Origin of the sequence: Polaribacter glomeratus, from assembly GCF_002954665.1 — a bacterium.
Taxonomy (GTDB): domain Bacteria; phylum Bacteroidota; class Bacteroidia; order Flavobacteriales; family Flavobacteriaceae; genus Polaribacter; species Polaribacter glomeratus.
The window spans coordinates 1,095,223-1,118,480 of the sequence record NZ_MSCM01000001.1; the positions used below are offsets into that span (position 1 = coordinate 1,095,223).

Annotated in this window: 21 protein-coding genes; 7 read left to right on the forward strand and 14 right to left on the reverse strand. The window is 30.6% G+C overall.

What is annotated here, in order from left to right:
* Positions 1 to 15 precede the first annotated feature (15 nt).
* Entirely contained in the window at positions 16 to 2,574 is a 2,559-nt protein-coding gene (locus tag BTO16_RS04665; RefSeq protein ID WP_105020473.1) for a circularly permuted type 2 ATP-grasp protein, read from the forward strand.
* Between the two features lies 1 nt (position 2,575).
* Positions 2,576 to 3,496, forward strand: coding sequence for a transglutaminase family protein (locus BTO16_RS04670; protein WP_105020474.1), 921 nt, complete (start codon positions 2,576 to 2,578; stop codon positions 3,494 to 3,496).
* 64 nt (positions 3,497 to 3,560) lie between these two features.
* Here the strand turns inward: BTO16_RS04670 and BTO16_RS04675 are convergent, their stop codons facing one another.
* From BTO16_RS04675 to BTO16_RS04690, 4 genes are all read right to left on the reverse strand, one after another.
* On the reverse strand, positions 3,561 to 4,556 hold the full coding sequence (locus BTO16_RS04675; protein WP_105020475.1) for an alpha-E domain-containing protein: 996 nt from the start codon (positions 4,554 to 4,556) through the stop codon (positions 3,561 to 3,563).
* Between the two features lie 7 nt (positions 4,557 to 4,563).
* A complete protein-coding gene (locus BTO16_RS04680; RefSeq protein WP_105020476.1) occupies positions 4,564 to 6,030 on the reverse strand; it encodes a circularly permuted type 2 ATP-grasp protein in 1,467 nt (488 codons plus the stop codon).
* Positions 6,031 to 6,202: 172 nt separating this feature from the next.
* Complete coding sequence (locus BTO16_RS04685) at positions 6,203 to 7,495, reverse strand: MFS transporter (RefSeq protein ID WP_105020477.1); 1,293 nt, start codon at positions 7,493 to 7,495, stop codon at positions 6,203 to 6,205.
* 44 nt (positions 7,496 to 7,539) lie between these two features.
* Complete coding sequence (locus tag BTO16_RS04690) at positions 7,540 to 8,430, reverse strand: DMT family transporter (RefSeq protein WP_105020478.1); 891 nt, start codon at positions 8,428 to 8,430, stop codon at positions 7,540 to 7,542.
* A gap of 102 nt (positions 8,431 to 8,532) precedes the next feature.
* Between BTO16_RS04690 and BTO16_RS04695 the strand changes: the two genes are divergently transcribed.
* Together BTO16_RS04695 and BTO16_RS04700 are read left to right on the forward strand one after the other, a co-directional pair.
* The gene (locus tag BTO16_RS04695; protein ID WP_245891980.1) at positions 8,533 to 9,330 is read left to right on the forward strand and encodes a LytTR family DNA-binding domain-containing protein; all 798 of its coding nucleotides are present in this window, start codon (positions 8,533 to 8,535) and stop codon (positions 9,328 to 9,330) included.
* A gap of 96 nt (positions 9,331 to 9,426) precedes the next feature.
* Positions 9,427 to 10,662, forward strand: coding sequence for a S41 family peptidase (locus tag BTO16_RS04700; protein WP_105020480.1), 1,236 nt, complete (start codon positions 9,427 to 9,429; stop codon positions 10,660 to 10,662).
* Positions 10,663 to 10,756: 94 nt separating this feature from the next.
* Here BTO16_RS04700 and hisIE read toward each other — a convergent pair whose 3' ends face one another.
* The 10 genes from hisIE to hisG form a co-directional block, all read right to left on the reverse strand.
* The gene (hisIE, locus tag BTO16_RS04705; RefSeq protein WP_105020481.1) at positions 10,757 to 11,356 is read right to left on the reverse strand and encodes a bifunctional phosphoribosyl-AMP cyclohydrolase/phosphoribosyl-ATP diphosphatase HisIE; all 600 of its coding nucleotides are present in this window, start codon (positions 11,354 to 11,356) and stop codon (positions 10,757 to 10,759) included.
* On the reverse strand, positions 11,356 to 11,817 hold the full coding sequence (locus tag BTO16_RS04710; protein WP_105020482.1) for a GNAT family N-acetyltransferase: 462 nt from the start codon (positions 11,815 to 11,817) through the stop codon (positions 11,356 to 11,358). Before BTO16_RS04710 ends, hisIE begins: the two co-directional genes overlap by 1 nt.
* A gap of 218 nt (positions 11,818 to 12,035) precedes the next feature.
* Positions 12,036 to 12,791, reverse strand: a complete 756-nt coding sequence (gene hisF, locus BTO16_RS04715; protein WP_105020483.1) for an imidazole glycerol phosphate synthase subunit HisF — start codon at positions 12,789 to 12,791, stop codon at positions 12,036 to 12,038.
* A 79-nt stretch (positions 12,792 to 12,870) separates the two neighbouring features.
* Positions 12,871 to 13,608, reverse strand: coding sequence for a 1-(5-phosphoribosyl)-5-[(5-phosphoribosylamino)methylideneamino]imidazole-4-carboxamide isomerase (hisA, locus tag BTO16_RS04720; protein WP_105020484.1), 738 nt, complete (start codon positions 13,606 to 13,608; stop codon positions 12,871 to 12,873).
* A 105-nt stretch (positions 13,609 to 13,713) separates the two neighbouring features.
* Positions 13,714 to 14,070, reverse strand: coding sequence for a four helix bundle protein (locus tag BTO16_RS04725; RefSeq protein ID WP_105020485.1), 357 nt, complete (start codon positions 14,068 to 14,070; stop codon positions 13,714 to 13,716).
* A gap of 69 nt (positions 14,071 to 14,139) precedes the next feature.
* The gene (gene hisH / locus BTO16_RS04730; protein WP_105020486.1) at positions 14,140 to 14,721 is read right to left on the reverse strand and encodes an imidazole glycerol phosphate synthase subunit HisH; all 582 of its coding nucleotides are present in this window, start codon (positions 14,719 to 14,721) and stop codon (positions 14,140 to 14,142) included.
* A gap of 155 nt (positions 14,722 to 14,876) precedes the next feature.
* Positions 14,877 to 16,013: a bifunctional histidinol-phosphatase/imidazoleglycerol-phosphate dehydratase HisB gene (hisB, locus tag BTO16_RS04735; protein ID WP_105020487.1), complete on the reverse strand. Its 1,137-nt coding sequence runs from the start codon at positions 16,011 to 16,013 to the stop codon at positions 14,877 to 14,879.
* Positions 16,014 to 16,072: 59 nt separating this feature from the next.
* Positions 16,073 to 17,128 carry a histidinol-phosphate transaminase gene (gene hisC / locus BTO16_RS04740; protein ID WP_105021511.1) on the reverse strand — a complete coding sequence of 352 codons (1,056 nt, stop codon included), beginning with the start codon at positions 17,126 to 17,128 and terminating at the stop codon, positions 16,073 to 16,075.
* 69 nt (positions 17,129 to 17,197) lie between these two features.
* Positions 17,198 to 18,481, reverse strand: coding sequence for a histidinol dehydrogenase (gene hisD / locus BTO16_RS04745; protein ID WP_105020488.1), 1,284 nt, complete (start codon positions 18,479 to 18,481; stop codon positions 17,198 to 17,200).
* A gap of 181 nt (positions 18,482 to 18,662) precedes the next feature.
* A complete protein-coding gene (gene hisG, locus BTO16_RS04750) occupies positions 18,663 to 19,520 on the reverse strand; it encodes an ATP phosphoribosyltransferase (protein WP_105020489.1) in 858 nt (285 codons plus the stop codon).
* A gap of 355 nt (positions 19,521 to 19,875) precedes the next feature.
* Between hisG and ttcA the strand changes: the two genes are divergently transcribed.
* The 3 genes from ttcA (at position 19,876) to BTO16_RS04765 (ending at position 22,351) form a co-directional block, all read left to right on the forward strand.
* Positions 19,876 to 20,670, forward strand: a complete 795-nt coding sequence (gene ttcA, locus BTO16_RS04755) for a tRNA 2-thiocytidine(32) synthetase TtcA (RefSeq protein ID WP_105020490.1) — start codon at positions 19,876 to 19,878, stop codon at positions 20,668 to 20,670.
* A gap of 171 nt (positions 20,671 to 20,841) precedes the next feature.
* Positions 20,842 to 21,405 carry a hypothetical protein gene (locus tag BTO16_RS04760; protein WP_146105341.1) on the forward strand — a complete coding sequence of 188 codons (564 nt, stop codon included), beginning with the start codon at positions 20,842 to 20,844 and terminating at the stop codon, positions 21,403 to 21,405.
* Between the two features lies 1 nt (position 21,406).
* A complete protein-coding gene (locus BTO16_RS04765) occupies positions 21,407 to 22,351 on the forward strand; it encodes an alpha/beta hydrolase (protein ID WP_105020492.1) in 945 nt (314 codons plus the stop codon).
* The last annotated feature ends 907 nt before the right edge of the window (positions 22,352 to 23,258 follow it).

The window sequence follows — 23,258 nt, forward strand, 5'->3', positions numbered from 1 at the left end:
AACATCCTACATTTTATGAAGACAGACACAAAGTCGATTATTAAAGATTATTTTAAGAACAAAAGTAAATACGACGAATTATTAACTTCTAAAATGGATATAAAGTCTGATTGGAAGGAATTATTAGATAATTTATTAAAAATTGGTCCTGAAAAATTAGCTTCTAAACAAGCAGATATTGATTGGCTTTTAGCAGAAAACGGAGTTACCTATAATGTTTACAATGATCCTAAAGGATTAAACAGACCTTGGAATTTAAATATTGTTCCGTTTATAATTCATCAAAAAGAATGGGACGTTGTTGAAAAAGGAATTCAGCAACGGTCAGAAATTCTTAATCTTATTTTAAAAGATTTATACGGTAAACGTGAATTGCTTAAAAACGGAATTATTCCGCCCGAAGTAATTTATGCGCATCGAGGTTTTTTACGTTCTTGCGATCAAATAGCATATAAAACCTCTAAGCAACTTTTAATACATGCGGTAGATTTAGCGAGAGGGCCAGATGGAAGAATGTGGGTTGTAAACGACAGAACACAAGCACCTTCTGGTATGGGATATGCTTTAGAAAACCGCTTTTCTATCAGTAAATCTATCCCAGAAATATTTGACGATATTAATGTAAAACAACCTTCAAGTTTTTTTAATGATTTTAATCAGTTGTTATTAAATGTTGCACCATCAAATGTAGAAAACCCAATGGTTGTTATATTAACACCAGGCCCTTTAAATGAAACCTATTTTGAGCATTCTTATTTGTCGTCTTTCTTAGGATATCCTTTAGTAAAAGGGAATGATTTAGTGGTTAGAAAAGGTAAAGTTTGGTTAAAATCTTTAAAAGGATTAAAACAAGTTGATGTTATTTTAAGACGTGTAGACGATGTTTTTATGGATCCTTTAGAATTAAGAGAAGATTCTTATTTAGGTGTTGCTGGTTTGTTAGAAGCGGTGCGTTTACAAAATGTTGCCATCGTAAATCCTATTGGTAGTGGTGTCTTAGAAAATCCTGCACTTATCCCATTTATGGAAAACATTTGTAAGTATTTTTTAAATGAAGAACTAATTCTACCTCAAATTGCCTCTTGGTGGTGCGGACAAGAAAAAGAAAGAAAACATGTTTTAAGCGATTTAACTTCGTATGTTGTAAAAAGAATTGACAGATCTAATAGAGAAAATATCTATTTCTGCGAGTTTTTAGATAAAGAAGAACTTAAAAAGTTAACCGATGAGATATTAGAAAATCCAACAAATTTTGTTGCTCAAGAAAAAATATCATTTTCAACTGCTCCTAATTTTATAAAAGAACATCTGGAGCCTCGTAAGATTTTGTGCCGTACATTTTCTATAGCAAAAGAAGATAGTTATAGTGTAATGCCAGGTGGTTTGGTAAGAGTTGCTGCAGATCGCGAAGAGTTATTTGTATCTAACCAGCGAGGCGGAACAAGTAAAGATTTTTGGATTATAAGTGACGACAGTCAAAATTATTTACAAAATTATTCTTGGAATAAAACAATTTCTAATCAAACACTAAGCATTAATGATGTGCCTAGTAATACCGCAGAAAATTTATTTTGGTCTGGTAGATATTTAGGAAGAACCTTATTTACTGCAAGGTATTTAAGAATGGTTTTAAACCAAATGATGCATGTACAGTTTCATAATGACAGAAAATCTGAATCAGAAAGTTTAAAAATATTATTTCAATCCATTACAAACATCACATCAACTTTCCCTGGTTTTACAGGCGAAAATGAAGAAGAAGCTTTAAGAAATCCGTTAAAAGAAATTACGGGTGTGGCATTAGATTCAAGAAAAATTGGAAGTTTTGCACAATCGTTGCAAAGTTTTACAATTTCTTATTATTCTTTAAGAAACTTATGGTCTAAAGATATGTGGCGCGTTTTTGATGCAATTCAAAAACAGTTAAAAAAGGTGAAAGAAGAAGAGGAATATACAATGGTTTCCCTCTCTGCTTTTTTTGATAAAATGATTACGCGATTAATAGCATTTATGGCACTTACTGAAGAAAGTATTTTAGTAAGACATGGACTGTTACTCTATTTTCTTGGTTTACAAATAGAGCAAGCATCAATGACTATCGAGAAATTTAGATCTTTAATTATTGTAAATTATGATGAAGATTTAGAATATCAGATTTTAGAATCGCTTTTAAATAGTCATGAAAGTTTAAATATTTATAGACATAGTTATAGTTCTTACTTAAGCATTGAAAATGTAATTAATTTATTGCTTTTAGACACAGAGTATTCGAGATCTTTAATGTACCAAATACAAAGAATTAAAAAAGATATTGATAGATTACCAAATACAAATTCGAAAACCGAATTAACTCAATGTCAAGAAAACATAGAGACTGTGCTTTTAAAAATACAAAGTGTACCTATCGAAGAAATGTTAGAAATTGATAAAAACTCTAATATGCGTAAAAAATTAGATACGTTGTTGTCTGATTTAAGTGATTTATTGCATACCACTTCTTTATCAATTTCAGATACTTATTTTAATCATTCTCAACAACAAAAACAGTTGATGGATAGAAAAATTGCAAATTAATATGATTTTTGATCTTTGGCATAAAACAAAATATAGTTATGAAAATGGAGCCTCTTTTTGTCATAACATTACTACCTTAAAACCAAGAAGTTTTAAAGGTCAAGAGTTGTTAGAATATAATTTAGAAATTACTCCTACTCCTACTGATATTTCTGAAAGACTCGATTTTTTTGGAAATACAGTTACTCGTTTTTCAATACAACAAAATCATAAAGAACTAATTGTAATTGCTAGAAGTAAAGTTTCTAGGGATTATAATTTACAAATAGAAAGTAAAAATGCTGTAGAAGGAAAAAAAATAACCATTGAAAAAGCATTAAAACTTTTAAAAGAAGTGGATCCAGAAACCGTTGAAGCCAGACAGTTTGCGCTATTATCACCTTTAATTTCTGATATTAGTCCAGAAATTTTGGCTTATGCTGCAAAATCTTTTAAACCAGAAAGGTCTTTATTTGATGCTTCTTACGAGTTAATGGAACGAATTTTTACTGATTTTGATTTTGATCCTAGTTTTTCAACCATTGCAACTCCTTTAAAAGAGGTAATGAAAGAGAAAAAAGGAGTTTGTCAAGATTTTGCACAAATAGCAATCGCCTGCGTGCGTTCTATGGGTTTACCTGCAAGGTACGTAAGTGGTTATATAGAAACTTTACCACCTCCAGGAAAAGAAAAATTGATAGGAACGGATGCATCACACGCTTGGTTTTCTGTTTTTATACCTCAGTATGGTTGGATAGATTTTGACCCTACAAATAATCAAATACCCAAAAACCAACACATTGTAGTTGCTTATGGTCGTGATTATTATGATGTACCTCCTTTAAAAGGAGTTATTTATAGCACAGGAAGCAGTACTATGGATGTTGCTGTAGATTTAAGACCTGCAAAAGCGCATCAAACTCAGAGTCAATCTCAATCTTAAACAAAAAAAATGTGCATTTTAAAATTGTTTTCAAAATGCACATACTATTTTACTAATACAGTTCTTATTTTTGTAATTGTTTCTGAGTTTGTTTTTTTACAACAGCTACGTCAGAAATATTAAAATAATTACTTTCTAATTTTTCTGCAATTAAAATTAATTTTTCAATTAATTCGCCAGTAAATACTTCTAAATTTTCATCGATATCCGTCATCAATTTATAGTCAAAATCAGCTTTCATTTTACCAATTAAAAATGCTGCTGAATCATTTGCAGCGTATTTATTAATAGAAATAATGTTGATGTATTTATTAATTTGAGACAAACAGTTTTTTATCGATCTTGGACATTTAGAGTTTAGAATTAAAAACTCTAACGTAGATTCTCTTACAGGCGTTTTTTTATAAAATCTACGCATCATATCATACGAAGAAACACATTTTAATAAAGTTGCCCACTGATAACTCCCATCCGAAGCATCGCCATGAATTACTTTTGCGGCAGCTGCATCACTTAATTTTGAATTTATAATTCTAGAAACCTGTAATGCTCTTTCTATATATATACCAAGCATAATAATTGCATATACTTCATCATGCAGAAGTGTGCTTTTTATTTTACTTCTAATTTCTGATGCTGACTGTATCACCAAAGAAGTAAAATCATGTAAACCACTTTTTACAAATTTATCTGCTGGATATCCTTTTATAGTATGATTAATTCTGTTAATACATTCAAATAATTCTGTAGAAATTAAATCTCTAGAGCTTCTTGCATTTTCGTGTGCATTTGTAAATGCGTTTAATATCGAGTACGGTTTGTCTACATTTAAACCTACATTAAACAAAACATCTTCTTCATCTAAAATTTTATCGGAATCAATGATTTCATTGGCAGACATGTACATTGTAGATCTTAAAACAAACTGTCTAGATCTTGATAATTCATCGGGTGCATCTAAAGATGTAAAATAATTAACGCTTAAAAAACGAGCCAAATGCTCTGTACGTTCTATATATCTTCCCATCCAAAAAAGATTATTGGCTACTCTTGCTAACATATAATTTTTATTTTTTTAAAACCCAAGTATCTTTTGAGCCTCCACCTTGAGATGAATTTACTATTAAATTTCCTTTTTTAAGCGCAACTCTTGTAAGACCTCCTTTTAATACAAAGTCGATATCTTTCCCTAACAAAGTAAAAGTTCTTAAATCTACGTGTCTAGACTCAAAAGACTCACTTCCTTCAATATATGTTGGATGCGTTGATAAAGACATAATAGGCTGTGCTATATATTTTCTTGGTTCTGCTATAATGGTTTTCTTAACAGCTTCAATTTCTTCTTTAGTTAATCTGTTTCCAATAGAAATACCGTATCCACCAGATTCATCAACAGGTTTAACAACTAATTTATCTATATTTTCTAAAACATAGCTTAATTCATCTTTTCTACTGCAATGATAGGTATGTACATTGTTTAAAATAGGTTCTTCATCAAGGTAATACTTAATAATTTGTGGCATGTAAGTATACACCGCTTTATCATCTGCAACTCCAGTTCCTGGTGCGTTTATTAAAGTAACATTTCCTTTTTGATATACAGAAAATAAACCAGGAACACCTAGCATAGAATCTTTTCTAAAGACTAATGGATCTATAAATAAATCATCTACTCTTCTATAGATTACGTCTACTTTTTCTGGGCCATAAATGGTTCTCATGTACACAAAATCATTTTCTACAAACAGATCTCTTCCTTCAACTAAAACAACACCCATTTGTTTTGCAAGAAATGAATGCTCGTAATAAGCAGAATTATAAACTCCAGGAGTTATAATAACGCAAACTGGTGCATCAACACCTTTTGGTTTAACAGATTCCATAGTTTCTAATAATTTAGAACCATAATCTACAACTGTGTGTGCGTTGTATTGATTAAAAACACCAAAAAGAGAGTGTTTTACTGCGTTTCTATTACCAACAACATAACTTACCCCAGAAGGACACCTAATGTTGTCTTCTAAAACATAATAATTACCGTCTGAGTGTTTTATTAAATCTGTACCAGAAATATGGTTGTAAATACCTTCTGGCGGATCTAAACCTTTCATTTGTGGTAAAAAATTTACAGATGAATTTATTAGATCTATAGGAACAATACCTTGTTTTATTATTTTTTGGTCATGGTATAAATCCCAAAGAAAAAGATTTAAGGCTTTACTTCTTTGTAAAACTCCTTTTTCGATGGTAGTCCATTCTTTATTATTAATAATTCTTGGAAATAAATCGAAAGGAAAAATTTGTTCCTTCACTTCTTTTTCACCATACACTTGAAAAGTAATTCCTAAGTTGAAAAATGACGCTTTTGCCTGCGCATTTAAACGATTATATTCTTCAACGGAATAACTACTAAATAAATCGTAAAGAGTTTTATATATTTCTCTTACCTCATTATTCTCGTTAAATAACTCGTCATAAAGCTTTGGGTTGAATTCATAAGTAGAAAATAGCGGTAGTTTATTAGTGTCTTTCAAATTTTAAATTTTTTAGTAAATATAAAATACTTTGCTCAAAATAATAATTTTTTTTTACATATGATATGATTAATTTAAAAAAAATGTGAACCTTTTTATTTAATTACATTTATCGTAAAATTTACTTCTAATTATTTTAAAAAATGTAATAATAATATCAAGTCAAACTTATTTATGTAGCTTTAACCTTAAAAGAGGCTACTATTAAAAATAATAAAAACGGAATTGTTAAGTAACTTATAAAGCTGTAAGAATTAAAAAATGAAAAACAATAACTAAACAAACTAGGTGCTATTGCACTCGCAATTACTAAAAAGCTCATTACTTTACCTGTAATTGAACCCAAGTATTTTCTGCCATAAAAACGAGGCCAAGAAACTGCATTTACAACAGCAAATAAACCTCCAAATAAACCTAAACCTATAATTAATAAATAGACTCCAATTGAATTCGACAGTAGTAATAACCCCAAAGAAGCTAAAACCCCGCTCACCAGCATCATGTATAAATAAATTTTATGATTTATATAATCACTTAAAATATTGCATAAAGTAGAAACAAAAATGGCAATTACAGAAATTGGTAAAAACACAGCAATTGCTGCTGTTTTTGTGTACTCTTGACCTGCAAAAATAGAAACAATATGAAATGTAAAACCTGTAATAAAAAAACTATTAAATGCTAATGTGAGGCCAAACATCCAAAAAGTACGTGTTTTTTTTGCTTCTGCTAAAGTGAAATTTTGTTCTTTTTCTTTTTCCTTATTACTTTTTTTTTGAAACCCATCGGGAACTAAATCAAAATCTTCTGGTTTATTTCTATAAAATTGAATTATAAAAAAGCTGAATATAAATAAACAAATAGCTAATATTTGCCAGCTCATCTGCCAACCATTAGTATCAATTAATTTATTGATTAAAATTGGTGAACAAGAAAAACCCAGAGAAACTGTAATACTACTTATAGAATTCATTTTTCCTCGATTTTTATCAAACCACATCATAATCATATTTCTAGACGACATTGTTAAAACTCCTTGTCCGCAAAAGCGGATACAAAAAAACAAAAATGTAATAATTAGAAAAGGAACAAGCCAAGAATCGGTATAAAATATGGATTTAAAAAAAGTACTAATTTTAACAGAAATAGAAAACATTAATAAAGAAACTCCTAATAAAAAAGCAGCGAAAAAAGCAACAAAACGTGCTCCATATTTATCAAATAAAACACCCGCTTTCGATACAAAAAAAGCACTAATTAAAGTACCAATCATATAGGCATTGCTAAATTGATTTCTGGTTAAACCCAGAGCATCTTTTACAGGATCTGTAAAAACGGAAACGCCAACTGTTTGCCCAGGTATACTTGCTAAAATACCAACACTACCAATTCCTAAAACTACATAACCGTAATAAAAAGGAGTTCTTTTAGGATTAACAAAAGAAAATTTATTAGCGTTTTTCATTCATAATTTTGTAAAAATTACTGCCTAAAAATAATTCTTTTTAATTAAACTTGTCTCTTTCTCGAAGTAATAAAATAAACCCCTGTTAATAAAACTACAGACGCTACAATAGATTGTGCTGTAAATTCTTCCTCTAAAAAATACCAGCCCAAAAACATGGCAATTATAGGATTTACATAGGCAGATGTTGATACTTTTTCTGGTGATACTACTTTTAGTAAATAATTGAATGATGTAAAAGCAAGAATACTACCAAAGGTGATCAGAAAAAACATAGAACCTACTACTTTAGGACTCCATAATGTTGGCGCAATCCATTCTTCATTAAAACCTAAACTTGCAATAGTCAACATTATACCTGCTATAATCATTTGATAACCAGTACTTACAAAAAAGTTTTTTGGTAAATCTGCTTTAGAAACAAACACACTACCATAACTCCAGCTTAAAACACAGGTAAACATCATAAAGATTCCTAAAAGACTTTCTTCAGAAACTGCAATTTCTGATTGACTTACCAATAAATACATTCCAAATACACCTAATAAAACCCCAATTATCGATTTTTTTTGCATTTGTTTTTGATCTATTAAACGCAATAATAACAATACAAAAAGCGGTTGGGTTGATGCTAAAAGTGACGCAAAACCAGAATCTACATATTTTAAAGCCCAAACAAAAACGCCGTTACCATAAACCAGAAATAAAAACCCTGATATTAAAGAGTTTAACAATTGCTTTTTTGTAATAACTAACGATTTTTTAAGCACCTTTGCAATAATTAATATTAGAAAACCAGCCGTTAAAAAACGAATAGAAGCTAAGAAAAAAGGTGATAATTCTGTTACTGCAATTTTATTAAATAAATAGGTAGAACCCCAAATTACATAAATAGCAATAAAGGCGATGATTATAAGTGCTTTAGAATTTTTCAATTGAGTTGTATTAGTTGCTGTAAAAGTACTCTTTATATTTTCTGTTTAATAAAATTTATAATTGTTTTATATTTGATGAAATCATTAAATATTCTGTAATTGTTGAATAAAAAATATCCTTTTGATCCTTCTTTAAAACATCATTTTATAATTGCTTTTGGCTTGGCTATTTGGATTTTTGTTTTCCTATATTTTACAGAACCTTTAGATGTTTCTGAATTTCAGAAATCAGAAAAACTAATTTATTTGCCACTATATGGCCTATTAGGTGCTTTTTGTTACTTGGTGTTTTTACCAATTCAGAATTATATACATAAAAAAAATGATCAAAATTGGTTTGTAAAATCCGAAATCCTATTCTTTCTGATATTCATTTTAGTAAGTATTGTTATTGCAAGAATCTTTTATTTGTATGTAATCGTTCTTGGTGAACAAAACCCATATACTTTATGGTATCACTTAAAAACTGTCTTAATCCCTGCTTTTTCTACCATTTTACCAATTATTATTTTTGGAAGGTTTGCTTTTGGAAAATACAAGATCAAACAAACAGAAGCGCAAAAAATAGAAATTAAAGGCGAAGGCAATTACGAAGGTTTGCGATTGTTTTTTAAGGATGTTGTTTGCATACAATCTTCGGATAATTATGTGGAAGTATTTTATCTATCCGGAACGGAGTTAAAGAAGAGTTTAATCAGAAATAAATTGTCTGTGCTTGCAGATGAGTTTCCTCAATTATTGAGAACACATCGCTCTTATTTGATTAATCCGTTTCACTTTTCTCAATGGAAAACAGCAAATAGCAAACTCTTTGTGTTGTTATCTCACCACATAGAAGTGCCCGTTTCTAGAACCTATCAAAAGGATGTAAAAACTGTATTGAATTCTACCACAATATAACTACATTTCGCCCCAAACAGTTATTATCAAAGAGTTTTATGTTTATATTTTTCTAATTTTGTCTCAGAAAGTTTCATCATATAAAATTACCAACTCATGAAAAATTTAACGACAATTCTAATTTTTTTCCTATTCTTAAGCAATTCAGCATTTGCACAAGTTGAAACTTGTAACTGTAAAACAGATTTAGATTTTGTAGTAGCAAAAATGAAGAAAATGCCTTCTTATAAGAGACAAATTAAAGGAGAAAAATTAATAGCATTTAATACGATGTATCAATCTTTATCTAAAGAAATGACAGCACCAATTGCTATTGAAAACTGTTATCAATTGCTATTAAAACAACTACTATTAGTAAATGATGCACATGCGAGTTTATCCATAAATTCTAAATTTTTATCAGAAAGTATTTTAAAGGATAAAGCTAAATTAGCTAGTTTTAAATTGACTGCTCTTTACAAAAATCATCCAAAAACAACGCGAGATATTGCCAAACTAAAAGAAGAATTATCCAATAAATCAATAAATGATTTAGAAGGAATTTACAATTATAAAGACAATCAGAAAATCGGAATTTATTATGATACCAATAAAAAGGATTTAATTGGTGTGGTTCTAGAAAACAATTTAAATAACTGGGAAATTGGCGAAATCAGTTTTTATGCAACGCATATTAATACTGAAAAATACAATGTATATCAGTATCATTTAGATACCAAAACACCACGATTTGTAAAAAGTTTAACCTTTGAAAACGGAAGAATATGGAGCTATAAAAAAGTAGGAAATACTTTTAATTTTGAGTTGCCAAAAGAAAATCAGACTGAATTAGAGTTCAAACAATTAAATGACAATACGCAATATTTATATTTTGGAAACTTTAGCAATAGCAAAAAGAAAAAGCATCTTGAGTTCTTTAAAAACACCAAGGACAAACTAACTGCTAAAAATATTATTGTTGATTTAAGAAGCAACGGCGGCGGAAACAAAAAGTATTCTGATTCCTTTTTAAAACTCTTAAAAAATAAAAATATTTACATTTTAACTAATTGTTTTACAGTTAGTAACAGCGAGCAATTTACAGTAAAACTTAAAAAAATAAAAAACGCCAAACATTTGGGGCAAACTACTTTTGGCGTAATCGCTTATGGTATAAATTATGGAAGAAGCTACAATTCTCCTTCTGGTAATTTTACGATAACACCCACAGATATGAATTTTAATAAATACTTAAAATACGAAAGCAAAGGTGTTTCTCCAGAAAAAAAACTAGCTTTTGATACTGATTGGATTGCGCAAACTTTGGCAATTATTGCCTCAAAAAATATTTAAAAAAGTTTAAAAGTGAACGTGCTTCTCTAATACACGATTAAACTTTCTATTTTAAAATTAGAGTAAAGCTGTAACGCATTATGTTGCAGCTTTTTTATTTATGTCTGCCTTTTAATTCAGCCTCAATATCTTTTAACGTAAAGCCTTTTGCCTGTAGTAACATTAAATAATGAAATAACAAATCTGCTGATTCATATAAAAATAATTCGTCATTATTATCCATTGCTTCAATAACGGTTTCAACAGCCTCCTCGCCTACTTTCTGAGCAATTTTATTAATTCCCTTTTCAAAAAGACTCGCCACATACGATTTTTGAGTGTCTTTATTAGCAACTCTTTCTGTAATAACACTTTCTAAGGTTGAAAAGAAACCATAATTCTGTTTATTTTCTTCTTCCCAACAAGTATCAGTTCCTTTATGACATGTTGGTCCATTTGGGTTTACTTGAATCAATAACGTATCGTTGTCACAGTCTAGCTTCATGCTTACTAAATGCAACACATTTCCGCTTTCTTCACCTTTGGTCCAAAGTCTATTTTTAGTTCTTGAAAAAAAAGTAACTAATTTTGATTCTTCTGTTTTTGTGAATGCTTCTTGATTCATATACCCCAACATCAATACATTTTTTGTTGTGGCATCCTGAATTACAGCAGGCACTAATCCGTCTCTATTTTTACTGAAATCTATATTCATTATCTTAATTTTAACTCCATTTTTACGTCAGCAGATTCAAAATGAGTATCTACTACTTCTATATGATTAAAACCTAGTTTTTCGTACAATTTTAAAGCACTTTCTAATTTACTGCTAGATTCTAATGTTATTCTTTTTATGCCTTTTTCAATGCTAATATCAATACAAATCTGCATCAATTTTCTTCCGATTCCTAAACCTTTAAATCCGTCTACAACGCCTAATTTTAATATTTCAAACGTTTCAGTATCAACGGGAACTAAACTTATCGTTCCAACAACTTCAGTATTAAAATGTGCTAAGAAAATAAAACTTCCTTGATCTAAATACTTTTGAGGATTGTCTAACAAATCGTCATCTCCTTTTTCGTATAAATGATGCTGATGCAACCAATCTAAAGATATCTTCTTAAATTGTTCGTGGTATTTATCTTCGTACTTTTTAATTTCTAACACGTTCATGTCTTACTTATTTATCACTAAAGTCAAACAATAATAAAGTTTGCTATATTTTATGTTAGTTCGAGTTGTTCCGTTTTTTTTTGCGCAATTGCATCTAGAACTTTACACTACTAATTTATTAATTTTTTGTTGCTAAAAATCACTCAAAGTGATATTATAGCTATTTAATTAATGATTTTGGCTCTTAGTTCCAACAACCATAAACCAAAAGCTATTTTTTAAATACGAACCGGAATATTATTCGCTTTTAATTCTTGCTTTAACTCTAAAATCGGAATTTCCCCAAAGTGAAAAACACTTGCTGCCAGCGCTGCATCCGATTTTCCTATTGTAAAAGTGTCTATAAAATGCTGCACCGTTCCCGCGCCACCAGAAGCAATAATGGGTATATTTAATTCTGATGATAATTTAGCCAACGCTTCATTTGCAAAACCAGCTTTTGTTCCGTCATTATTCATAGAAGTAAACAAAATTTCTCCTGCGCCACGTTTTTCTACTTCTTTTGCCCAATCAAATAAATTTAATTCGGTAGGAATCGTTCCTCCTGCTAAATGCACAAACCATTCGCCGTTAATTTGTTTTGCATCGATCGCAACCACCACACATTGGCTCCCAAATTTATCTGCTAATTCGTTTACCAAATCGGGTCTTTTTACTGCGGATGAATTTATCGAAACTTTATCAGCACCACATTTTAAAAGCGCATCAACATCTTCAACAGAAGAGATTCCGCCACCAACCGTAAAAGGTATATTTACCTGTTCGGCAACTTTTAAAACCATATCTAACATGGTTTTTCTACCCTCTAAAGTGGCAGAAATATCTAAAAAAACCAATTCGTCTGCACCTAAATCTGCATATTGTTTTGCTAAAACCACAGGATCGCCAGCATCAATTAAATTAACGAAATTAATACCTTTTACAGTTCTTCCGTTTTTAATATCTAAACAAGGTATTATTCTTTTTGTTAACATTTTTTATGTCTTTGTCATTGCGATGAAAGAAGCAATCTCTATTTTAATTAACAGATTGCTTCTTTCATCGCATTGACATTTAGTTATTTATAATAAATTTTTCTAATTGTTTTAAGCTAATTCTATTTTCATAAATCGCTTTTCCTATAATAACACCTTCGCAACCTAACGCTGCTAGTTTAGGGATTTCATCAAAGGTAGAAATTCCTCCCGAAGCGATTAATTTTAGGTTATTTACTTCGGATAAAATTTGTTTATACATCTCAAAACTTGGTCCTTGTAACATTCCGTCTTTAGAAATATCTGTGCAAATTACATACTGAATTCCTTTTTGCTGATACTCAGAAATAAACGGAATTAACTCTAAAATGCTTTCTTCTTGCCAGCCATTTGTTGCAATCTTTCCTCCTGATGTATCCGGATAAAAATCAGCTCCTAAAATAATTTTGTCTGAACCGTATTTTTCAATCCAACTTTCAAAAATGGCACTGTTTTTAACCGCTATACTTCCACCAGTAACCTGATTTGCGCCCGAATTAAATGCTATTTCTAAATCCTTATCAGATTTTAAACCACCACCAAAATCGATTTTTAAATTCGTTTTAGAAGCAATTTGTTCTAATACTTTATAATTGATAATCTCACTTGCTTTCGCTCCATCTAAATCTACCACATGCAAGTATTCGATACCTGCAGCTTCAAATTCTTTGGCAACTTCTAACGGATTTTCATTATAGATTTTCTTGGTACTGTAATCGCCTTTTGTTAAACGAACACATTTTCCGTCTATAATGTCTATGGCTGGTATTATTCTCATTTTCTAAATATTAAATATAAGAAGTTAATATATTAAAAGTAAAAAAAAGGAAGTTCTTAACTTAAAAACTTTCTAACTCCTATATTGAATATCTAACTTTTAACATTATTTTTTTTGATTTCTTTTTGCTGTATTAATTGAAGCTACAATTATTGCCAAAAGTTCAGAACCTTCTTTTTTCAATTTTAAAATTTCTTCATTATGTTCGGGAATCACTTCTTCAAAAATTTCTAACCAATAGACACTTTCATCAGCTTCCTCTTCAACAATTTTTAATTTATTAATAAAATCGGCAGTAGATTTAGCTCTTTGAGAAGCTCTATAATTTGCACCAACTGAACTAGAACTTCTAATTAATTGATTTACAAAAGCATTATATTCTCTAGATTTGGGAACTTTAAAACAGAATCTCCAACAATCTAAAGCAAATGTTTTAGTTCTAAATATTATTTGATTCTTCACAACTTTTAACTTTTTTTATCTAACTTGTAATATTTTATATCATTTTACTTTTAATATTTAATATCAAACTTATAACTTCAAAAAATTCTCCAAAATCTTACTTCCTTCAACGCCGCTCTTCTCTGGATGAAATTGCACTCCATAAAAATTATCTTTTTGCAAAGCAGAAGCGTATTCAATTTCATAATCTGTGGTTGCAATTGCTTCCTCACAATTTTCTGCATAAAAACTATGTACTAAATACATAAATTCTTTTTCTTTAATTCCGGTAAATAAGTCTGATTTTAAATCATAAATAACATTCCAACCCATTTGCGGCACTTTTACTGCTTTTGTAAACTTCTTTACCTCCACATTAAATATCCCTAATCCTTTTGTGTTGCCTTCTTCGGATGAATTGCACATTAATTGCATTCCTAAACAAATACCCAAAACAGGCTGTTTTAGTGTCGGAATTACTTTATCCAATCCGCTTTCTTGCAACATCTTCATGGCTGTGCTTGCTTCTCCAACTCCCGGAAAAATCACTTTATCCGCAGCTCTAATTTCATCAATATTATTTGATAAAATAGCATCAACACCCAAACGTTTAAAGGCAAATTGAATGCTTTTAATGTTTCCTGCTCCGTAATTTATAATTACTAATTTCATATTAAATATTCGATATATAATAGTAGAAGTTAAATTTAAACTATCTATTTACTTTGTACTTCTACTATTTAACTTTTTACTTTATAATATTAGATATAAAATAGTAAAAGTTAAATTCTAACTATCATTTTACTTCTACTATCTAACTTTTTACTCTATAACACTCCTTTTGTGCTTGGTAAAAACATCTTATTTGCATCTCTTTTCACTGCCATTTTCATTGCTTTTGCAAAAGCTTTAAAAATACCTTCTATTTTATGATGCTCGTTTGTTCCTTCTGCTTTAATATTTAAATTGCATTTTGCACCGTCTGTAAACGATTTAAACAAATGATAAAACATTTCTGTTGGCATATCGCCTATTTTTTCTCGTTTAAAGTCAGCGTCCCATTCTAGCCAATTTCTACCGCCAAAATCTACGGCAACTTGCGCTAAACAATCATCCATTGGCAAACAAAAACCGTAACGTTCAATGCCTAATTTATTTCCGAGCGCTTTGTTAAACAACTCGCCAAAAGCAATCATGGTATCTTCGATCGTATGGTGCTCATCAACTTCTAAATCACCATCTACTTTTATGGTTAAATCCATATTTCCGTGTCTGCCAATTTGATCTAACATATGGTCGAAAAAAGATAATCCTGTATGAATATCATTTTTACCAGAACCGTCTAAATTTACTTTGATGTAAATCTTTGTTTCATTCGTGTTTCTTGTAATTTCTGCAACTCGATCTTTTAACTTTAAAAACTCATAAATTTGAGCCCAATCGGTACTTGTTAAAGCAATACAATCTAAAATTTCTTGTTTTGAAGTTTCTATTTCATCAGCTCCTAATTCTGGATCTTCGGATAAATAAATACCTTTTGCTCCTAGATTCTTAGCCAACTCCATATCTGTGATTCGATCGCCTAAAACAAAAGAATTTTCTAAATCATATTCTTCAGAAAAATACTTGGTTAACAAGCCTGTTCTTGGTTTTCTAGTTTCAGCATTTTCATGCGGAAATGTTTTATCAATATAAACATCCGTAAAAACAACACCTTCTTTTTCAAAAGCAGTCATTACTTTATGTTGTGCTGGCCAAAAAGTATCTTCAGGAAAAGAAGCGGTTCCTAATCCATCTTGATTCGTAACCATCACCAATTCGTAGTCCAATTCTGAGGCAATTTTTGCCATGTATTGAAATACTTTCGGATAAAATTCTAACTTTTCTAAACTATCTAATTGATAATCTACTGGCGGCTCTAAGACTAAAGTGCCATCTCTGTCTATAAATAATACTTTTTTCATGATTCCTGTTTTTTCTAGACCTCACAGGTTTTAAAAACCTGTGAGATCTTTATATTGTGTTATTGAATCGCCTTTAATGTTCTAATTAACTTTTGATTTTCCTCGGAAATACCCACACTAATTCTCAGACAATTTTCGCACAAAGGTTCATTTGTACGGTTTCTAATTACAACACCATATTCAATTAATTGCTTGTAACGTTTTGCCGCATCATCCACTTTAATCAGTAAAAAATTACTATCTGTTGGGTACACTTTTTCAATAAAATAGAACCCTTTTTCTAGTTCCTTTTTAAGATAATTTCTTTCACTAATCAATTGCGAAATTTCATTTTTAACTTCCTCTAAATTTTGAAGTCTGTTAATTGCTCTTAATTGCGTTAATTGATTTATGTTATAAGGCGGTTTAATATTGTTTAAAACTTGAATTATTTCTGCGGATGCATAGCAAACTCCTAAACGAATTCCTGCTAGTCCATAAGCTTTTGAAAGCGTTTGAGTGATGACTAAATTCGGGAATTCTTCCATTCTTTTTAACCAACTTTCTTGTTCAGAAAAATCGATATACGCTTCATCAATAACTACTAAGCCTTTAAAATTAGTCAATAAATATTCTACTTTTTCTGTTGTAAAACTATTTCCCGAAGGATTGTTTGGCGAGCATAAAAATAAAATTTTCGAATTTGCATCGACCTCATTTAAAATAGCAGCTACTTCTGGCTGAAAATCAGTATTTAATAAAACTTTTCTGTTTTCGATATTATTCAAATTCGCCAAAACAGAGTACATTCCGTACGTTGGTGGCAACGTAAGTACATTGTCTTCTTTTGGTTCGCAAAAAGCTCTAAAAATTAAATCTAAAACTTCGTCACTTCCATTTCCTAAAAGGATGTTCTTTTTATCAATATTTTTAATTTTTGATAAAACATCTTTTACATCGTTTTGTTGCGGATCTGGATACCTGTTTACACCATTTTCAAACGGATTTTCATTCGCATCTAAGAAAATCATTTCGGCCGTAGTTGCGTCTTTGTATTCATCTCTTGCAGACGAATAGGGTTTTAGAGATTTAATATTTTCTCTAATTAGGTTGTTGATGTTAAAATTTGTTTTCATTGTTTTCATTTGTTCTCGATACAATTCCGATGAAAAATCGGAATCACTCGAACTGACAATTTATAGTGATTAATCCAAATCTTTTAAACGAATAGAAACTGCATTTTTATGCGCTTGCAAACCTTCTGCTGCTGCCATTAATTCAATTGCATTTCCGATTGTTTTTATCCCTTCTTTTGTTATCTTTTGAAATGTAATACTTTTGGTAAAACTATCTAAATTAACACCAGAATACGCTTTGCTAAATCCGTTTGTTGGTAACGTATGATTGGTTCCTGATGCATAATCGCCTGCACTTTCTGGCGTATAATTGCCAATAAAAACAGAGCCTGCATTTTCTATATTGTCAATATAAAAATCATTGTCATTTGTACACACAATAAAGTGTTCAGGACCGTATTCGTTAATTAATTCCAACGCAATTGCATCCGTTTCTACAAAAATAGATTTCGAATTGTGAATTGCTTTTTGCGCAATTTCTACTCTTGGCAGAACTAAAATTTGTTTTTCTATTTCTTCGGATACTTTTTGAATTAATTCTTTGGATGTTGATACCAAAATAACTTGACTGTCTGCTCCATGTTCTGCCTGACTTAATAAATCGGATGCTACATAACTTGCGTTTGCAGAATCGTCTGCAACTACCAACAATTCACTTGGGCCTGCTGGCATATCAATGGCAACACCATATTTAGTTGCCAATTGTTTTGCAACGGTTACAAACTGGTTTCCAGGGCCAAATATTTTATATACTTGCGGAATACTTTCTGTACCAAAGGTGAAACCAGCAATAGCCTGAATACCGCCTACTTTAATAATTTTTGTAACACCACATAATTGCGCAGTGTATAAAATTGCTGGGTGTATTTTGCCTTCTTTATTTGGTGGTGAGCACAAAACTATTTCTTTACAACCTGCAATTTGCGCAGGAACTGCCAACATTAAAACTGTTGAAAATAAAGGTGCTGTTCCGCCAGGAATGTACAAACCAACTTTCTGAATTGGTCTTTTTTCTTGCCAACAAAAAACACCTTTAGTAGTTTCTATACTTACTTTTTCTGTTTTTTGTGCTACATGAAAGTTCGTAACATTCTCTTTTGCTAATTTAATTGCCGCTTTCAGTTCCTCAGAAACTAACAAAACGGCTTCATCTATTTCATCCGAAGAAACCAAGTTGCTTTCTAAAGAAACACCATCAAATAGTTGTGTGTATTTATTGATCGCTACGTCACCATTTCTTTTAACGTCGTCAAAGATTTGATTAACGGTATTTTCAATATCATCGACCGTTTTTGTAGGTCTTTGTAATATTGTTTTCCAGTCTTTTTTAAGTGGATTTATAATTGTTTTCATACTAGTTATTCTTTATAAACTTACATTCGCGTTAGGGATTGTAGCATTTGTTTGAGCTCTTTTTTCTTTTTCAGAAAAAAAGCGAGTGCGAAAAGCCCGTTAAAACGCCCAAATAAATATTTTAATTTTTATATACTGAAACAGGTTCAGTATGCTTTAAATAGATTTTATCAAAACCTATTTAAAGCACCATTTTTTCGATAGGACATACTAAAATACCTTCTGCTCCTTTTGCTTTTAATTCGTCTATAATTTCCCAAAAAGCATTTTTAGTAATTACAGTGTGCACAGAGCTCCAACCTTCTTCTGCCAATGGCAAAACCGTAGGACTTCTCATACCTGGCAACAATTTTAAGATACTTTCTAATTTATCATTTGGCGCATTTAATAGCACATATTTAGATTCTCTACCTTTTAAAACAGCTTGAATTCTAAATTGTATCGTCTTCAAAATAGCTCTTCTTTCATCAGAAATCTTAGAAGACATTGCTAAAACTGCTTCTGATTTTAATAAAACTTCAATCTCTTTTAAACCATTTTTAAATAAAGTACTTCCGCTAGAAACGATATCACAAATACCATCTGCCAAACCAATATTTGGTGCAATTTCTACAGAACCATTTATAATATGTAAGTCTGCTGTTATATTTTGCTCTTTTAAAAATTTCTTAACCGTTTCGGGATATGAAGTGGCAATTCGCATTCCGTTTAAATCTTTTAAACAACTTGCGTTAGATTCTTTAGGCACTGCAATTGAAACTTTACATTTAGAAAACCCCAAACGCTCTACAAACTCTAAATCGCCTCCTTTTTCAATTAAAACATTTTCACCAATAATAGCTGCATCTACTACTCCGTCTCTTAAATATTGAGGAATATCGCCATTTCTTAAATAAAAAACTTCTACAGGAAAGTTTCTTGCGGATGCTTTTAATTGATCTATTCCGTTGTCTATAGAAATTCCGATGTCTTTTAAAAGATTCATCGAATCTTCATTTAATCTTCCTGATTTTTGTACTGCAATTCTTAAATTAGTCATTTTTGTTTTGTTTGGTGCCTGAACAAATAGGGTTTAAAATTAAAAAACCCGCTTGATTTGCTCAAACGGGTTTATTAATATGTTGAATTTATTCAATACATCTTTAAATCGCTTGTGTGCAATTGTAAAAATGATGATGATGAAATTGAATAAAGCTCATGTTTTTATTTCTTGTTGCAAATATCTGAATTTTATTTAAGAATAACCAATTCAACTTTATAAAAATTAGTAGAAATTAGAATATTTATCAATTTCTTAACATTTGTTTAAAATTAGTAGAAAACAAAATTTCATCTTGTTATTTTTTACAATTATAAATACCAAACTTGACAAATGAAATATTATTTTTGCAACCATGGAAGACCTAAAACAAGTTACAAAGAAATTACAGCGTTCTGTGGCGGAAGCCATTCAGCAATATAGTATGATTGCAGATGGTGATAAAATTATGGTCTGCCTATCTGGCGGAAAAGATAGTTATGCAATGCTAGATATGCTGCTGTATTTCAAAAAAGTAGCGCCTATTTCGTTTGATATTATTGCTGTAAATTTAGATCAAAAACAACCTGGTTTTCCTGTGGAAGTCTTGCCTACCTACTTAACAAAACTTGGTGTAGATTATAAAATCATAGAAAAGAATACCTACAAAATTGTTATGGAAAAAACGCCCGAAGGCAAAACTACTTGTAGTTTGTGTTCGCGTTTACGAAGAGGCACTTTGTATGAAGCTGCCAAAGATTTAGGCTGTAACAAGTTGGCTTTGGGACATCATAGAAACGATATTTTAGAAACTTTCTTCTTAAACTTCTTTTTTTCTGGCAAACTAGAAACCATGCCGCCTAAATTTAAAAATGATGCAGGCGATTTAGTGGTGTTAAGACCTTTGGCTTTTTGCAAAGAAAGTGATATTGAGACTTATGCAGATTTTATGGACTTCCCTATTATTCCTTGTAATTTATGTGGTTCTCAAGAAAATTTACAACGCAACAATGTAAAGCAAATGATTACTGATTGGGAAACTGAATTCCCGAACAGAAATGCAATTATGATGAATGCTTTGCAGAATGTTTTTCCGTCGCATTTATTAGATAAAAAGCTGTATGATTTCGATACTTTAGAAAGTAAAGTTACTGAGGATGTGTGCTTATAAAAATGGTTTCTTAGTAATTACGCCAAAAACTAAACCTTTAAAACGAGCTATCAATGTTTTAAAAAACTTTTATTTTCATAGAATTTATTTTAAGCAACTAAGTACATAGCTTATATTTAACAAATTAAAAGACAAACACAAACAAAGAATCCAACAAACCTTACTACCTAAATGACTAAAAAACTTCTATTCGCATTCTTTTTAATGTATGCTTCGCTCTGCTCACAGGCACAAACTACAGACACTGCTAATGATTGGCTTGGAGAGTTAAAAGTAGGTATTCGAGTTCAAAAAACTCAAAAATTGTATTGGGAAAATGGATTTGCGGCAGACTTTACCAGTCCAAAAATTATTAATAACAAACTTCATTTGGGTTTTAGCTATGTAACCTCGAGATTAGGAAGTGCAATGGGTACAAATGCCATAAAGCAAGACAATTATGTAGTCAATTTTGGATACTTTTTTCGTGATCAAAAAAAATTACAACCTTTTACGCGCATCAATACCGGTTTTTTTTATGCAGATTATGAATCTGATATTTTTGATGAATTGCCAAACACAGCGTTGCTTTTTTCGTTAGATGCAGGTATCTCTTATAGACTAAAAGCACCTATTACGTTTCATTTAAGTGCTGGTTATAATTTTACATCAGGCTCTGGCGATCAAGGACCTGGCACTTTATATCCAATATATTATCAAATGAGTATTTTCTATACTATTCTAAATAAAAAATAACATGAGCACTACATATCTAAATTTTAAATTCATTTTAATTTGTTCTCTACTGTTTACTTGTTGTTCTAGTAATCCAGAAATTGACAATGCAACGATGTTAGACGGCGATCAAATTTTTGATGCATCTTTATACAATCCAGCGCAATACTTGGTTTCAAAAGCTATCGACAATCCAAGTGCAATTCAAAAAAATATGCCAGTTATTATTGCCGTTCACGGGTATTCTGCCGCTACTTTCGAATGGGATGAATTTAGAACTTACAGCAATGCAAATGCCGATATTTTAATTTCTCAAGTACTTTTAGGTGGTCATGGTCGTACGTATGAAGAATTTAAAAAATCTACATGGCGAGACTGGCAAGAACCAATTATGACAGAGTACAATGCGCTTATTGCAAAAGGATATACAAATATCAACTTTGCTGGTTCGTCCACGGCTTGTCCATTGGTATTAGATTTAATTCAAAAAGGTGCAATCACAGACAATGGAATGAAAAACATTTTTTTAATTGATCCTATTGTGATTCCTGCAGATAAATTATTAACACTTATTGGCTTTGTTGGACCCATGTTAGGTTATTTTGAATCTACAAACACAGCGACAGAAGAAAATTATTATTACCATTTTAGACCTCAAGAAACGTTAAACGAGTTAATGGATTTAATTGATAAAGTTCGTAAAAATCTTCAGAACGGATATCGATTGCCTTTAGGTACGCAAATGAAAGTGTACAAATCTATAAAGGATGATACTGCTGATGCAGTGAGTGCCGTTTTAATTTACAAAGGATTAAAAAAACAGGATGGTTCTGCTATTGAAGTCGAAATGATTGATTCTAATTTACATGTTTTTACGCGCTTGGATGGCCGAGATACTGTAACGCAAAAAGATCGCGACATGCAGAAACAAGTTTTTGATGATATGCTGCAATTACTTCAGCAATAGAAAAAAAATCATTTTAATAAAAAGGGTACTTATCTAAACCAACAACTTTTAGAGAATAGTAACAATGTCTCATTGGGTGATCCCGTTTTTGTGCGGGATTGTATCGAGATGCCGATACAATTTCGATGAAAAATCGAAATCACTCGAACTGACAACAAACGTAATTATTAACAACGATGTCACATCGAGTAATACCGTTTTTGGGCGGGATTGTATCGAGATGCCGATACAATTTCAATAATAAATCAAAATCACTCGAACTGAGAACAAACGTAATTACAAACAACATTGTCACATCGAGTAATCCCGTTTTTGGACGGGATTGTATCGAGATGCCGATACAATTTCAATAATAAATCAAAATCACTCGAACTGAGAACAAACGTAATTATTAACAACATTGTCACATCGAGTAATCCCGTTTTTGGACGGGATTGTATCGAGATGCCGATATAATTTCAATAATAAATCAAAATCACTTGAACTGACAACAAACGTAATTACTAACAACGCTGTCACATCGAGTTAATTTATACTAAACATAAAGCAAAAAGGATAGTTTGATATTGATATAGTAATACTATCTTTGCTGTACTAGTTACTTGTTTCTATTTAGTTTATTTTTAGACTTTTAAAACACTTTTTAAAGCAAGCAATTAAAACTAATTGGATACTGCTAATCTCTATGATTATTTTTAATCAAATATTTTTATTACTATATTATTTAACAACAACAATTCAAAAAAAATTGTCTCAAAACTTTAGCTATGAAAATTATTTTAAAATTTTTTATTACCCTGTTTATGCTCTTGCTTTCAAAGAGCCAATTTGCACAAGTTGGTATAGGTACTAATGGACCTGATTCTTCTTCTGCTTTAGAAGTCTTTTCTGACTCTAAAGGAATCTT